Source organism: Verrucosispora sp. WMMD573, assembly GCF_027497175.1.
In the GTDB taxonomy this organism is placed as follows: domain Bacteria; phylum Actinomycetota; class Actinomycetes; order Mycobacteriales; family Micromonosporaceae; genus Micromonospora.
The window spans coordinates 2,984,611-2,999,307 of record NZ_CP114901.1 but is presented as its reverse complement, the minus strand read 5'-3'; the positions used below and the strand labels follow the sequence as shown (position 1 = coordinate 2,999,307).

The 14,697-nt window shown below is 72.8% G+C and carries 12 protein-coding genes; 3 read left to right on the top strand and 9 right to left on the bottom strand.

Features of this window, described 5'->3' with window-relative positions; genetic code table 11:
- Positions 1–160 precede the first annotated feature (160 nt).
- The 7 genes from mnhG to O7601_RS13775 all read right to left on the bottom strand — a co-directional run bounded on the left by mnhG (position 161) and on the right by O7601_RS13775 (position 6,700).
- Complete coding sequence (mnhG, locus tag O7601_RS13805) at positions 161–496, bottom strand: monovalent cation/H(+) antiporter subunit G (RefSeq protein WP_281566541.1); 336 nt, start codon at positions 494–496, stop codon at positions 161–163.
- A complete protein-coding gene (locus tag O7601_RS13800) occupies positions 493–756 on the bottom strand; it encodes a monovalent cation/H+ antiporter complex subunit F (RefSeq protein ID WP_281566540.1) in 264 nt (87 codons plus the stop codon). The genes mnhG and O7601_RS13800 overlap by 4 nt, the downstream gene beginning before the upstream one ends.
- On the bottom strand, positions 753–1,349 hold the full coding sequence (locus O7601_RS13795; protein ID WP_281566539.1) for a Na+/H+ antiporter subunit E: 597 nt from the start codon (positions 1,347–1,349) through the stop codon (positions 753–755). The genes O7601_RS13800 and O7601_RS13795 overlap by 4 nt, the downstream gene beginning before the upstream one ends.
- The gene (locus O7601_RS13790; protein WP_281566538.1) at positions 1,346–2,848 is read right to left on the bottom strand and encodes a Na+/H+ antiporter subunit D; all 1,503 of its coding nucleotides are present in this window, start codon (positions 2,846–2,848) and stop codon (positions 1,346–1,348) included. Before O7601_RS13790 ends, O7601_RS13795 begins: the two co-directional genes overlap by 4 nt.
- Positions 2,849–2,885: 37 nt before the next feature.
- Positions 2,886–3,350, bottom strand: a complete 465-nt coding sequence (locus O7601_RS13785) for a Na(+)/H(+) antiporter subunit C (protein ID WP_281566537.1) — start codon at positions 3,348–3,350, stop codon at positions 2,886–2,888.
- Positions 3,347–6,172, bottom strand: coding sequence for a Na+/H+ antiporter subunit A (locus O7601_RS13780; protein WP_281566536.1), 2,826 nt, complete (start codon positions 6,170–6,172; stop codon positions 3,347–3,349). Before O7601_RS13780 ends, O7601_RS13785 begins: the two co-directional genes overlap by 4 nt.
- Positions 6,173–6,319: 147 nt before the next feature.
- Complete coding sequence (locus O7601_RS13775; protein WP_281566535.1) at positions 6,320–6,700, bottom strand: hypothetical protein; 381 nt, start codon at positions 6,698–6,700, stop codon at positions 6,320–6,322.
- 180 nt (positions 6,701–6,880) lie between these two features.
- Between O7601_RS13775 and O7601_RS13770 the strand changes: the two genes are divergently transcribed.
- Entirely contained in the window at positions 6,881–11,449 is a 4,569-nt protein-coding gene (locus tag O7601_RS13770) for an ATP-dependent helicase (RefSeq protein ID WP_281566534.1), read from the top strand.
- A 7-nt stretch (positions 11,450–11,456) separates the two neighbouring features.
- On the opposite strand, the gene O7601_RS13765 is transcribed toward O7601_RS13770, so the two are convergent.
- Positions 11,457–12,062 carry a hypothetical protein gene (locus tag O7601_RS13765; RefSeq protein ID WP_281566533.1) on the bottom strand — a complete coding sequence of 202 codons (606 nt, stop codon included), beginning with the start codon at positions 12,060–12,062 and terminating at the stop codon, positions 11,457–11,459.
- A gap of 153 nt (positions 12,063–12,215) precedes the next feature.
- Between O7601_RS13765 and O7601_RS13760 the strand changes: the two genes are divergently transcribed.
- Both O7601_RS13760 and O7601_RS13755 read left to right on the top strand, forming a co-directional pair.
- Positions 12,216–13,127, top strand: coding sequence for an SAM-dependent chlorinase/fluorinase (locus tag O7601_RS13760; RefSeq protein ID WP_281566532.1), 912 nt, complete (start codon positions 12,216–12,218; stop codon positions 13,125–13,127).
- A gap of 26 nt (positions 13,128–13,153) precedes the next feature.
- The gene (locus tag O7601_RS13755) at positions 13,154–13,396 is read left to right on the top strand and encodes a CPCC family cysteine-rich protein (protein WP_281566531.1); all 243 of its coding nucleotides are present in this window, start codon (positions 13,154–13,156) and stop codon (positions 13,394–13,396) included.
- 88 nt (positions 13,397–13,484) lie between these two features.
- Here the strand turns inward: O7601_RS13755 and O7601_RS13750 are convergent, their stop codons facing one another.
- A complete protein-coding gene (locus O7601_RS13750) occupies positions 13,485–14,687 on the bottom strand; it encodes a hypothetical protein (RefSeq protein ID WP_281566530.1) in 1,203 nt (400 codons plus the stop codon).
- Positions 14,688–14,697 lie beyond the last annotated feature (10 nt).

Here is a 14,697-nt window from a genome sequence, read left to right as displayed (position 1 = left end):
GGGCTCCCGGGGTCGTCGGTGCGTGGGGATGCCGGGGCCTACCCGGCTGGCTACTGCTGCCCTCCTGGGCAGAGGAGTCGATCATGCAGCCATTCTACCGGCGTCGCGGCCCGGCCCGGGTGGGTGTGCCCACTGTTTCTGCCGGCCGGGGTGGGCTGGCTCAGCGGTCGGCCAGCTCGTCGGCGTCGAGCAGGTTCCGGTCCACCCGTCCCGCCCGGTACGCGGCCCGACCGATCATCTGCGCGGCAACCGGAGCGGTGGCCAGTTGAAAGATCCCGACGAGAACGATCATGCCCAGATCGGCCGGGCTGCGCAGCCGGAGACCCACCCCCAGCAGCAGGAGCAGCACGCCGAGCACCTGCGGCTTGGTGGCCGCGTGCATACGACTCAGCGTGTCCGGAAAGCGCAGCACCCCGATGGCGGCGGCCAGGCTCAGCAGCGCACCGGCGGTCAGGCTGACGACAGCCAGCCAGTCCGCGACGGCACCGGGTGTCACGGCCGGTCCCGGACGGCGAAACGGACCAGCGACACCGATCCGACGAAGCCGAGCAGGGCGAGCACCACCAGCACCGGCAGGGTGGTGGCGTGCCGGTTGACCGCCGCCTCCGCGCCGACGGCACCGACCATGGTGGCGAGCAGCATGTCGGCGGCGACGACCCGGTCCAGCAGGGTCGGGCCCCGGTAGAGGCGGACGAGGGCCAGCAGGGCGGTCACCGACAGCAGGCTGGTGAGCACGACGGCGAGAAAGACGGTCACGGGAACTCCTTGTCTACGGATCCGGAGCGCAGCCGGCGCAACTCTGCGTTCGAGCCGATCGCCGCGATGATCCGCCGTTCCACGGCCCGGACCTGGTCACGGCTGGCGGCGAGGGCGGCGGGGCCGCGTACGTCGAGCACGTGCACGTAGAGGATTCCGGCGTCCCGGTCCACCTCCACGATCAACGTGCCGGGCACCAGGGAGAGCACCTCGGCGGTGAGGGCCAGGTTGAGATCGCTGGGCAGCCGCAGCCGTGCGCCGATGATGGCGGAACGGGGCGTGTAGCCGGGTTGCACCGCGATCCGGGCGACGTGTGCGCTGGCCCGGACCAACTCGACGACGAACCGGCCGCCGAACACCAGCAGACCCCATGGCCGCAGCCGGCCGTCGAAGGTCACCGGCGGCAGCGGAAAGAACAGCAGCACCACACCGGCGGTCAGCAGCCCGCCCAGCAGGTTGCCCCAGGTGAACTCCCCCCAGAACAGGTTCCAGGCCAGCACCAGCCAGCCGTAGGCCATCAGCTGGTCACGCCACCGGCCCGTCCGGGTCCGCCGGTCCGGCGACGCGGGCGGCTCGGCGCCGGGCGCGGTCATGACGCCCCGCCGGGCAGGACCGCGCGCACGTACGGGGTGCGCTCGATCAGATCCTCCGCCGCCCGCCCGGTGAACTCGAACAAGGGTCCCGCCACGAAGGTGAGCGCCACCCCGAGTGTCACCAGCGCGACCGTGGCGCCGACCATCAGCGCGGGCAGCGGTGCGGTCGGCGCGACCGTCTCGCAGGGTGAGCGCCAGAAGGCGATGTTCCATACCCGGCTGGCCACATAGAGGGTGAGCAGGCTGGTCACGGTGCCCACGGCCACCAGCGTCCAGGGCAGCGGCCCGCCCGCGGCGACACCGGCCTGGAGCAGGCCGAGTTTGCCCAGGAAACCGGAGAACGGTGGGATGCCGGCCAGATTCATCGCGGAGACGAAGAAGAGCACGCCGACCATGGGTGCCAGCCGGGCCAGCCCGCCGAGGCGGCGCAGGTCGGTGCTGCCGGCCCGTTGCTCGACCAGTCCCGAGACCAGGAACAGGGTGGTCTGGATGGTGATGTGGTGGACCACGTAGAAGATGGCACCGACCAGCCCGGCGACCGTGCTCAGCCCCACCCCGAAGATCATGTAGCCGATGTGGCTGACCAGCGTGAACGACAGCAGCCGCTTGATGTCCGACTGGGCCACCGCGCCGAGGATGCCGACCAGCATGGTCAGCCCGGCCGCCACCATCAGCAGCTCCCCGGCCTGCTGCCCCGGGAAGAGCAGGGTCTGGGTACGGATGATCGCGTAGACGCCGACCTTGGTGAGCAGCCCGGCGAAGACCGCAGTGACCGGGGCCGGTGCCGTCGGGTAGCTGTCCGGCAGCCAGGCCGACAGCGGGAAGACCGCCGCCTTGATGCCGAAGGCCACCAGGAGCATCAGTTGCAGGCTCAGGCGTACGCCGTCCGGTAGCGCGTCCAGCCGCGCGGCGAGCTGAGCCAGGTTGAGGGTGCCGGTGGCCGCGTAGACCAGGCCCACCGAGATCAGGAAGATCATCGACGCCAGGATGTTGACGACGACGTAGGTGGAGCCGGTGCGGATGCGCAGCGCCGTGCCGTTGAGGGTGATCAGGACGAAGCTGGCGGCGAGCAGCATCTCGAAGCCGACGAAGAGGTTGAACAGGTCACCGGCGAGGAACGCGTTGCACACCCCGGCGGTCAGCACCAGATAGGTGGGGTGGAAGATCGCCACCGGGGCACTCTCCGCCGTCTCCGCCTGGCCCTGCCCGATCGAGTACAGCAGCACGCAGAGGGTCACCGCCGAGGAGACCACAAGCATCAGCGCCGCCAGTTGGTCGGCGACCAGCACGATGCCCACGGGTGCCGGCCAGCCGCCGATCTGCACCACCAGCGGTCCCTGCCGGTACGCCTGCACCAGCAGCACCACCGCCACCGTCAGGCTGATGCTCAGGCACCCCACGCTTACCGTCCGCTGGGTTTGCGGCCGGCCCGCCAGCAGCAGGGTCAGCGCGGCCCCCAGCAGCGGTAGCACCACCGGCAGCGGCACGAGTGTGCTCATCGCCACCACCGGCCCGACCCGGCCGGCGCGTACCGGCTCATCCCGGGCCCTCCTCGCGGGGTGGGGCCGGCGCGTCGACCTGCTGAGGGTCGGCCGTCGGCGGCTCGCCGGCGAGGTCGGCGGCGGACATCTCCCGTTGGGCGGTCCGACGGACGATCTCCCGGTCCTCGACGTCGTCGGGCACCTCGTCGTCGCCGCTGAGGTACCAGCTGCGATAGCTGATCGCCAACAGGAAGGCGGTGAAGCCGAAGGTGATCACGATGGCGGTGAGCACCATGGCCTGGGGCAGGGCGTCGCTCATCGACGCCTCGTCGCTGACCCCGACCACCGGCGCCTCCCCGGATCGGCCGCCGAAGACGATCAACAGGTTCACGCCGTTGCCGATCAGGATGACGCCGAGCAGGACTCGGCTCAGGCTGCGCTCCAGCAGCAGGGTCACGCCGCAGCCGACGAGTATCCCGATCGTGACGAAGGAGACCAGGTTCGCTCCGGCGGCCCTCACCGGGCCTCCCCTCGCCGGCCGGCCAGCCCGCCATCGGCTGCCTCGATGTGCCGGTCCACCTCCGCGCCGAGGCTGCGCATCACGTCCAGCGCCAGACCGATCACCACCAGGTACACACCGACGTCGAAGAAGAGGGAGGTGACCAGGTAGAAGTGGCCGATCAACGGCAGCCAGAGGTCGACGGTGGTGCTCCCCAGCACGGTGCCGCCGACGATCAGGGAGACCACCCCGCTGCCGACCGAGAGCAGCAGGCCGGCACCGAGCACCGTGCCGGCGCCGATCGGCGCCGCCTCGACCAGCTCGTAGCGGCCACCGGCGAGGTACCGCATGGTCAGCGCGAGGCTGGCCACCAGACCTCCGGCGAAGCCGCCACCGGGCGCGTTGTGCCCGGAGAAGAGCAGGTAGAGCGAGAACAGCACGGCGGTGTGCGAGATCAGTCGGGTGACCACCTCCAGCACGATCGAGCGTTGCCGCTCGTGCAGCGTGGCCCCGCCGCGCAGCCAGACCGCCCGACCTGCGGGCGCCTCTTCCTCGGCGACCTCCCGCCGCCGGGGACGCGGCCCGGTGCGCGACTGGTGGAAGATCAGGCTTGCCACGCCGGTAGCCGCGGCCACCAGCACCGCCGCCTCCCCCAGCGTGTCCCAGGCGCGGATGTCCACCAGGGTCACGTTCACCACGTTGCGGCCGTACCCCTCCTCCACCGCCAACTGCGGAAAGTCCTCCGAGATGGAACGTGCCTGCCGGGCCGCCGCGGCTCCGACGGCGAGCGCGGCCACGGTGGTACCGACGATCACCCCGATCGTCCGCCGGATCAGGCGACTGCGCCGCAGCGGCCGCATCGAGAACCGCTCGGGCAGTCGGCGCAGCACCAGCACGAAGATCGCGATGGTCATGGTCTCCACGAGGAACTGGGTCAGCGCCAGGTCGGGCGCGCCGTAGAGCACGAACAGCATGGCCGTGCCGTAACCGGTCATGCCGACCAGCAGCATCGCGGTCAGCCGCCGGGTGGCGCCCACGGCGAGCAGCGCGGCGACGCACACCACCAGCAGCACCACCGGCTGCGCGGGGGTGGCCCACAGGTCCAGGGGCTGCTCCCACGGCCGGATGAGGATCACCGATCCGCCCGGCACCGCGGCCAGGACGATCAGGATCAGACCGAGGTACTGCGGCAGCGACCCCCGCTGGGTGACGCTTGTGACGCCCACCGCGGCCTGGTCGAAGCGGTGGGTGATCAACTCGTACCCCCGTTGGCCGGCGATCGGCCACCGCAGCCGGGCCAGCGCCGGCGCCAGCGGACCGCGCAGCGCGAACAGCGCCGTACCACCCGCCAGGGCCAGCGCGGACAGACCGAGCGCCGGGGTGAACCCGTGCCACAGGGCCAGGTGTTTCCCGACGCTGCCGAAGAGTTCCGGGTACGGGCGGAGCAGGTGATCCAATGCTCCCGCGGCCGGGCCGGCGACAAGTCCGACGACGGCCAGCAGGGCCGGTGGAGCCAGCAACGACGGCTCGATCCGACCCAGGTCGGTGGCGGCGACGCCGGGGCGGTCGGCGAACGCGCCCCAGATGAACCTGATGCTGTACGCGACGGTGAGCACGGTGCCGACCACGAGCACCGCCAGGACCAGCGGCTGCTCGGCGAAGGCGGCGAACACGGCCTCCTTGGCCACGAAGCCGAGCAGCGGTGGCAGTCCGGCCATCGAGGCGGCGGCGAGCACGGCCACCCCGGTCAGTACCGGCGCGGTGTGCCGCAGTCCCGACAACTCGCGGAGGTCCCGAGTTCCGGCACCGTGGTCGATCACGCCGACCACGAGGAACAGCGCCGCCTTGAACAGCGCGTGGGCGAGCAGCATGGCGACTCCGGCGAGCGCGGCGTCCGCGGTGCCCACCCCGACGACCACCGTCAACAACCCGAGCTGGCTCACCGTGCCGTGTGCCAGCAGCAGCTTGAGGTCGGTCTGCCGCAGCGCCGCCCAACCGCCCACCAGCATGGTGGCCAGGCCAGCGAGCAGCACCGCCGGGCGCCACGGGCCGACCACGGCCAGCACCGGGGTGAGCAGGCCGAGCAGGTAGACGCCGGCCTTCACCATCGCCGCCGCGTGCAGGTACGCGCTGACCGGCGTCGGTGCGGCCATCGCCCCGGGCAGCCACGAGGTGAACGGCAGCACCGCCGACTTCGACAGCGCACCGACCAGGATCAGCAGTACCGCGACGACCAGGTACGCCCCGCCGGGCAGCGGCTGCTGGGTCAACTCCGACCAGCGGTAGGTGCCCGCGTGGTGACCGAGCATCAGGAACCCGACAAGCATGGCGAGGCCGCCGAAGGTGGTAACGGTCAGCGCCTGGGCAGCGGCCCAGCGGCTCGACCTCCGCTCCGTGCTGTGGCCGATCAGCAGGTACGAGAAGACGGTGGTGAGCTCCCAGCAGACGTAGAGCAGCAGCAGATCGTCGGCGAGGACCAGCCCGAGCATCGCCCCGGCGAAGGCGACCATCACCCCGGCGAACCGCGAGTTGCCAAGCGCGTCCGGCGGGAGGTAGCAGGCGCAGTAGGCGAGCACCAGCGCGCCTACCCCCCCGACCAGCAGGGTCATCAGCCAGGACAGGGTGGTCATCCGCAGCGCCAGGTCCAACCCCAGTTCCGGAATCCACGGGTACGTCTCGACCACCGCGCGGCCGTGTGCCACGTCGGGCGTGCGTACCAACGCCCAGCCGAAGGCGGCCGCCGGCACCAACGCCAGCAGGTAACAGGCACGCGGACCCCACCGGCGGACCAGCAGCGGCCCCACGACGGCCGCCACGAGGTGCAGGATCAGCAGTACGAGCACGCGCGCTCCCGGTCGAGGTGGCCGAGACGCCCCACGGGGGTTGGGGGTCTAGCAGCGATCAGACGACAGTTCAGCGCGCCTTGGATGCTTTTCCCGAAATAAGCACACTTTCGCCGTCAATGCGACGAACTACCGGGAAGGGCCGAATCAGCTGTGCGTGGCGGCATCCGTCGCGGCGCTTCCGCCGCCGCGTCCAGGGCGGCCCTCGACGACCAGGTCCGGCCGGCCCAGCTGGAACGCGGCCCGGTTGACCAGTCGCTGCGCGGCGGCCAGGGACCGGACGGACAACAACCGGCCACGGCTCTCGCGACGCAGGACGAAATAGTGCACGGCGGCCCGCACCTGGGCACGGTCGGCCGCGCTGGCCTGCGCGGTGGAGACGACCAGCTCGCGCAGGCAACTGGCGAGCTGCTCGGCCAGTTCGAGCTCTGGGCCGTGCAGCCCGGCACGCAGGGCGGTGACATGGCTGTCGACCTTGCGGATCAGGATGTCGGTGCCGGGCCTCGTGCTCCGCTCCTCGACGGCCATCCGACCCCCTCCACCGCCCGCCACACCGCGGGTGAAGTTACTTTATGTTGCCTGGCAAGAGCAAGCAGTTAAGTAAGACTTAACGGATTCTAGGCGCAAGTAACTTTAAGCGCCCTAACAGGGCATACGGCACCGGGTACGCGCCGGACGAATGTCGGTACCCGGGGGCAGGATTGGTTCGTGGCGGATTCCAGCACGGCCTCCGGCGAGCAGGTGCTCTCCCGGTTCGGCCCGGCGACCCGGGAGTGGTTCGGCGCGGCGTTCGCCGCGCCCACGGCGGCGCAGGCTGGCGCCTGGAACGCTGTCGCCGCCGGCCGGCACGCCCTGGTTGTCGCACCCACCGGCTCCGGCAAGACCCTCGCCGCGTTCCTGTGGTCACTCGATCGGCTGTCCCGCGCGACGGCACCGGCGGATCCTCGACAGCGCTGCCGGGTGCTCTACGTCAGTCCACTCAAGGCGCTCGCGGTCGACGTCGAACGCAATCTCCGTGCCCCGCTCACCGGCATCCGGCAGGCCGCCAGCCGGCTCGCCCTACCCCCGCCGGACATCACTGTCGGAATGCGCACCGGTGACACGCCGGCCGACGAGCGGCGGGCCTTCGCCCGTACCCCGCCGGACATCCTGATCACCACGCCGGAGTCGCTGTTCCTGCTGCTCACCTCGGCCGCACGGGACTCGCTGCGTGGTGTGGAGACCGTGATAGTCGACGAGGTGCACGCGGTCGCCGGCACCAAACGCGGTGCTCACCTGGCGCTCTCCCTGGAGCGGCTCGACGAGTTGCTGCCCGCCCCGGCACAGCGCATCGGGCTCTCTGCCACCGTCCGGCCGCTGGACGAGTGCGCCCGCTTCCTCGGCGGCGCCCGCCCGGTCGAGGTGGTGGCCCCGGCGACCGCCAAGACAATCGAGGTCAGTGTCCAGGTGCCGGTGGAGGACATGACCCGCCTCGACGAGCAGCCGACGCCGGAGGACGACCTCGCCGGCCCCCGCACGGCGTCCATCTGGCCAGCCGTCGAGGAACGGGTCTTCGCCCTGATCAGGGCCCACCGATCGACGATCGTCTTCACCAACTCCCGACGCGGTGCCGAACGTCTCTGCGCCCGGCTCAACGAACTGGCCGCCGACGACACGGCCACGGCGACGTCACCCGTCGCCGGCCCGGCCGCCCGGACGCCGGCCGAGATGATGGCCCAGGCCGGCGCGGTTTCCGGTGCCCCGCCGGTGATCGCCCGGGCGCACCACGGCAGCGTCTCCCGGGAGGAACGCCGGCAGATCGAGGAGGCGCTCAAGGCGGGCCGGCTGCCGGCCGTGGTGGCCACCTCCAGCCTCGAACTCGGCATCGACATGGGCGCGGTCGACCTGGTCGTGCAGATCGAGGCGCCGCCGAGCGTGGCCGCCGGCCTGCAACGAGTCGGCCGGGCCGGACACCAGGTCGGCGCGGTGTCGCGGGGGGTGGTCCTGCCCAAGCACCGGGGCGACCTGCTCTCCTGCGCCGTGGTCGCCGAGCGGATGGGCGAGGCCGCCATCGAGGAGTTGCACCATCCCCGCAATCCGCTGGACGTGCTGGCCCAGCAGGTCGTCGCGATGGTGGCACTGGACGAATGGCGGATCGGCGACCTGGCGACCGTCGTCCGTCGGGCCGCGCCCTTCGCCGAGCTGCCCGACTCCGCGCTGCACGCCGTACTGGACATGCTCTCCGGCCGCTACCCGTCGACCGCCTTCGCCGAGCTTCGCCCCCGACTGGTCTGGGATCGCGCCACCGACGTGCTGACCGGCCGTCCCGGCGCTCAACGGCTCGCGGTGACCAGCGGCGGCACCATCCCCGACCGGGGGTTGTTCGGCGTCTTCCTGGCCGGGGCGGAACGGGCCGCCCGGGTCGGCGAGCTGGACGAGGAGATGGTCTACGAGTCCCGCGTCGGTGACGTCTTCCTGCTCGGTTCCTCGTCCTGGCGGATCGAGGAGATCACGCCGGACCGGGTGCTGGTCTCCCCCGCTCCCGGGCAGGCGGCGAAGATGCCTTTCTGGAAGGGCGACCAGCCGGGCCGGCCGGTGGAACTGGGCCGGGCGATAGGTGCCCGGGTGCGGGCCCTGCTTCGGCAGGACACCGAGCAGGCCACGGCCGCACTGCGGGACACCGGGCTGGACGACTGGGCCGCCGGGAACCTGGTCACCTACCTGCACGAGCAGCGGGTGGCGACCCGGGCCCTGCCGGACGACCGGACGATCGTCGTCGAACGCTTCCGCGACGAGCTGGGTGACTGGCGGCTGGCCGTGCACAGCGTCCTGGGCGCCCGGGTCAACGCACCCTGGGCGTTGGCCATCGGCCGCCGGCTCGCCGAGCGCTACGGGGTCGACGCGCAGGTGATGCCCGCCGACGACGGGATCGTGGTCCGGTTGCCGGACACCGCCGACACTCCGCCCGGCGCCGACGTGGTGGCCTTCGATCCGGAGGAGATCGCCCAGCTGGTGGAGGAGTCGGTCGGCACCTCGACACTGTTCGCCGCCCGGTTCCGCGAGTGCGCCGCTAGGTCGCTGCTGCTGCCCCGCCGGGATCCACGCCGCCGCCAGCCGCTCTGGCAGCAACGACAGCGCGCCGCCCAACTGCTCGACGTGGCCCGGGAGTACGCCGACTTCCCGGTCACCCTGGAGGCGGCGCGGGAGTGCCTCCAGGACGTCTTCGATCTGCCCGCCCTGACCGAGGTCATGCGCGACCTGGCCGGCCGCCGGGTACGCCTGGTCGAGGTGGAGAGCGCCCGGCCGTCCCCGTTCGCCCGCTCGCTGCTCTTCGGCTACGTCGGCGCCTTCCTCTACGAGGGCGACGCCCCGCTGGCGGAACGCCGAGCCGCCGCCCTCACGCTGGATTCGGCCCTGCTGGGTGAGCTGCTCGGCCGGGTCGACCTGCGCGAGCTGCTCGATCCGGCGGTGCTCTCCGAAACCGAGCGGCAGTTGCGCTGGCTCACCGCGCAGCGCCGCGCCCGCGACACCGAGGACGTGGTCGAGCTGCTGCGGCAGCTCGGCGACCTGAGCATGGCTGAGCTGGCCGAACGCGGGGTGCCCGAGGCGTGGCTGACCGACCTGGCCGCCGCCCGGCGGGTGCTGCGGGTCCGCATCGCCGGTCAGGAACGCTGGGTCGGCGTCGAGGATGCCGGCCGGCTGCGGGACGCCCTCGGCGTCGCCCTGCCGGTCGGTGTCGCCGAGGCATATCTCGAACCGGTCGCCGACCCGCTCGGCGACCTGGTGGCCCGGTACGCCCGCACCCACACCCCGTTCACCGCCGCCGGCTGCGCGGCCCGGTTCGGGTTGGGGGTCTTCGTGGTCGAGCAGACGCTGCGCCGGCTGGCCGCCACCGGCCGGGTGGTGTCCGGCGAGTTCACTCCGGACACGGCCGGCACCCAGTGGTGCGACGCCGAGGTGCTGCGCCTGCTGCGCCGCCGTTCCCTCGCCGCGCTGCGCCGCGAGATCGAGCCGGTACCACCGCAGGCCCTGGCCACCTTCCTGCCCCGCTGGCAGCAGGTGGGCTCCTCGGCTCGCGGGGTCGAGGCGGTGGCCGCGACGGTCGAGCAGTTGCAGGGTGCCTCGGTGCCCGCGTCGGCGCTGGAACGGCTGGTACTCCCCGCCCGGGTCGCCGACTACTCTCCCGCCCAGCTCGACGAGCTGTGCGCCAGCGGCGAGGTGCTGTGGGCCGGCGCGGGCGCGATCTCCGGTGGGGACGGCTGGGTCAGCCTGGCGTACGCCGACTCGGCTCCGCTGCTGCTTCCGCCGCCGGATGACACGGCCACGCGTACGCCCCTGCACGAGGCGGTGCTGGCCGCCCTCGACGACGGGCAGGCGCTGTTCTTCCGGCCCCTGGCCGACCGGGTCGGTGCCACCGACGATGTCGAGCTGACCGCGGTCATCTGGGACCTGGTCTGGGCCGGTCACCTCACCAACGACACCCTGGCACCGTTGCGGGCGGTCCTGGGCGCGGGTGGCGCGCACCGCGCCCGCCCGACCGCGGCCCGGGGTCGTTACCGCCGCCCGGGACGGGCGGCGCTGCCGAGTCGTGGTGGGCCGCCCACGGTGGCCGGGCGCTGGTCGCGGTTGCCGGCGCGGGACACCGACCCGACCCGCCGCGCCGCCGCCCTCGCCGATGTCCTGCTCGAACGGCACGGTGTGCTGACCCGGGGCGCGGTCGTGGCCGAGCAGGTGGTGGGAGGGTTCGCCGCCGTCTACCCGGTGCTGTCCGCGCTCGAGGAGCGCGGCGCGGCGCGGCGCGGCTACTTCGTCGACGGGCTGGGCGCAGCGCAGTTCGCGGTGCCCGGCGCGGTGGACCGGATCCGCGCCGGCGCCGATCCGCTCGACGGCGGCCGGCGGGGCGGGGCCACCGTGGTGCTGGCGGCCACCGATCCGGCGAACCCGTACGGCGCGGCGCTGCCCTGGCCCGAGCGTGCCGTCGACTCCGGTGACGCGACCTCACCGCCGGCCACCGGGCACCGGGCGGGTCGCAAGGCCGGGGCGCTTGTCGTGCTGGTCGAGGGCGGGTTGGCGCTCTACGTGGAGCGGGGTGGGCGGACGCTGCTCTCCTTCACCGACGACGTCGACGCGCTGGCCGCGGCCGGCAAGGCCCTGGCCGACGCCGTCCACTCCGGCGCGCTGGGCCCGATCTCGGTGGAACGCGCCGACGGCGAGTCCGTACGCTCGTCGCCGCTGCGCGACGCCCTGACCGCCGCCGGCTTCCGCACCACCCCCCGCGGCCTCCGGCTGCGTACGTAGAGCGGCTTCAGCGGAGTTTGTCGAGGACCTTCTCGTAGCGGGGGCGGTCGGCGGGCGGGGTCGGTGCCTCAAGGTAGTTGAGTACCACGGTGCCGTTGCGGTAGGCGGCGCCGCTCCACCGCTCGGCCAGGTCACCGGCGCTGCTCTCGTCCGGGAAGACGTAGACGGCCACGTTGTCGGTCACGACCAGCTCCGAGCAGCCCAACCCCAGCCCGTCCGGCCCACAGTCGACGGAGCGGTCCCGGACGTTGGCCGCCTTGAGCCCGGCCGCCCGGAACGCCGCCACGACCTCCCGGCCGGTCGGCTCGCCGGCCTGCCGCGGCGGTAGCTCGACCGGAGGCGGGCTCGGCGGGCGCCGCTCGGTGGTGCCGTCGGGCTTCGGCCCGGTGGTCGCCGGTGGGGTCGACGGCGGCGGCACGGCACTGCCCGGGGCGGTCGGGCTCGCCGCGCCGGTCGACGGAGTGGCGGCGTCCGGGCCGGCCGGTGGGGTCGGATCCGCCGATGGGTTGCCGACTGTCGGTGCGGCGGCGGGCGGGTCCTGATCGGCCCCGCATCCGGCGAGGGCGATGGTGACCATGAGCAGAACGACGGTTGGCAGCATCCGGTGACTCACCCCCGCAGTCTGTCCAACCAGGATCGCCACCGGCAGTGGCCGGTCGGTCAGCCACGCTGTCGGCAATCCGGCATCAGGAAACGCCGGAGTCACGGCTTCCGCAACGGTGCCATCCGTCGTGTAGCGGCGGACACCGGCGTACGATCCGGTGCCGTGACCAGCAGCGCTGCCCGCAAGTCCCAGCCACCGGCCGAGGCCCTCTCGCTGACCACCGACTACGGCCTCGCCGACGGCTTCGTGGCGGTCTGCCACGGAGTGATCGCCCGCGTCGCGCCAGCGCTGCGGGTCATCGACGTGACCCACCTGGTGCCGCCGGGTGACATCCGGCGGGGCGCGGCGGTGCTGGCCCAGACCGTGCCGCAGCTGCCGCCGGGGGTGCACGTGGCGGTGGTCGACCCCGGTGTCGGTACGAACCGCCGGGGTGTCGCGCTGGGCACACCCGGTGGTCTGCTGGTGGGACCCGACAACGGCCTGCTGCTCGACGCCGCCGAGGCGCTCGGCGGGGTTACCGAGGCGGTGGAGCTGACCAATCCGCGCTGGTTGGCGCCCCGGGTGTCGGCCACCTTCCACGGGCGCGACGTCTTCGCCCCGGTCGCGGCCCACCTGGCTCTCGGCGCCCCGCTGGCCGAGGCCGGCCCGCCGGTCGAGCCGGCGACGCTGGTGCGGCTACCCGAACCGCTGGTCCGCCGACTGCCGGACGGGTTCGTGGCCGAGGTGGTGACGGTGGACCATTTCGGCAACGTCCAGTTGGCCGCCCCGGCCGAGCTGCTGGACCCGCTGCCGGCGCGGGTGCGGGTAGACCCGGCGACCGGCGAGCCGGCGCACGACCCGGCCGCCGAGGACGGCCCGACGGGTGTCGGCAGGTGGGAACGGGACGTGGTGCACGGACGTACGTTCGGCGACGTCCCGGTCGGCGCCCTGGTGGCGCACGCCGACTCCGCCGGCCGGGTTGCACTTTCCGTCAACGGTGGACACGCCGCCGAACTGCTCGCGGTGGTCCCGGGTACGCTGCTGCGGGTCCGGGGTTACGGCGTCGTGGGGGACGCTCCCGGACAACACGGATGAAGCGTCTACTGTGGAAAGCTGTCAAGGTGGATGATCGCTGGGTTCCCGCCGCTTGTCCCTGCTGCGCGTACCGGACCGGCGGCGGCACCTGCCCGGTCTGTTTCTGGACAGATGACGGTCAGGGCGACGCCGACGCGGACGTCGTACGCGGCGGGGCGAACGGGGACCTGAGCCTGTCGCACGCCCGCCTCAACTTCGCCGTCTACGGCGCCTGCCACCCCCGGTACCAGGAGTTGGTGCGCCCTCCGAGACCGGAGGAGTTGCCCTGAGCCGGCCAGCACCGGCAGCCAACAGCACCCGCTGACGCGGCGAGCCGGGCCGGCCTGGGAGGACGCCGACCCGGCTCTGGTGCCGGTCTCAGCAGAGCGGCACCGACCCACCCCAGACCGTCGAGATGTACGCGTGGCTGACGAACTGCCCGCTGGCCAGGCGGTTCCACCGGTTGGTCGTCCGGTACGGACCGGCGATAGTCTGCCCGATCACGTAACACTGGATCGGCACGTTGGCGTACTGGGCGGCCAGGCCCCGGGACTGGTAGCCGGTGCTGGGACCAGACCGCACGGTCAGCGGCCCGTCACCGACCACCCCTCGGGGGCCGGTGCCGGTCCACAGGTACGCCACGTCGACCCAGGCGTTCGTGGACAGTTGCAACCCGTCCCAGAACGTTCCGTCGGCGAGGTCGATGCCGGCCGGGTTGAGCACCACCCGGCCGAACTGGTCCCGCCCGCCGTTGTAGCCGTCCTGGTAGGCGGCCTGCGCCTGCGGTCTACCCTGCGGCAGCGCCTTCCAGTTCTCCCGTACCGAACTGAGGTTCCAGTAGTCGTCCCGGGTGTTCCACGGCCCGACGTCCCAGACCGGGGCGTACTCGCAGCGGCTGCCGGTGGTGGTGCAGACCCGCACGGTGTAGTCGCCGGTGTTGCGCGGAGACAGCCCCCGGCGGGAGGGCAATGCGACGAAATGGTCCCGGGTGCGGACCGTGTGCCCGTTGGCGGTCAACTCGCCGACCAGCCCGATCCGGGTCGCGTACACCCGGTAGGTCAGGCCGGGGGTGGCGGCGGTGACGGCGGCGACGGTGTCGGCGGTGAGCCGGACGGCGCGGACCTCGGTGCTGGCACCGGAAGGGCTGCCGGTCAGCACCACCCGGGCCTGCACCCGACGGACGGGCCGGTCGAAGACGGCCGACGGCGCGGCGTCGCGCCACTCGGTCCAGCCGGCCGTGCGCCAACCGCGGACCTGGACGGTCGCGGTGGCACCGGGCCGGCTGGCGGTGGTGACCTGGGCGCGGATCCGGGTGGCCGGGCGACTGAGGGTACGGGGTGCGGTCACCAGCATGCCTTCGGCGACCGCGCTGCGCCGGGCCGGCACACCCGGGGGCCGGGCGTCGGCCAGTCGCAGGCCAGTTCGGCCATGTCGCACGTTCACGTCGTCGGCGTCGACGACCGACAGGTCAGCGGTCCACCGGTCGGCGCGGCCGGCCGAGGAGGCGGAGTGAGGATGGAGGGTGACGGCGAGGACGGTGGCCAGGACGACGCCCAGGACGGAACTGCGGGGATGATTCATCGGCATTCTC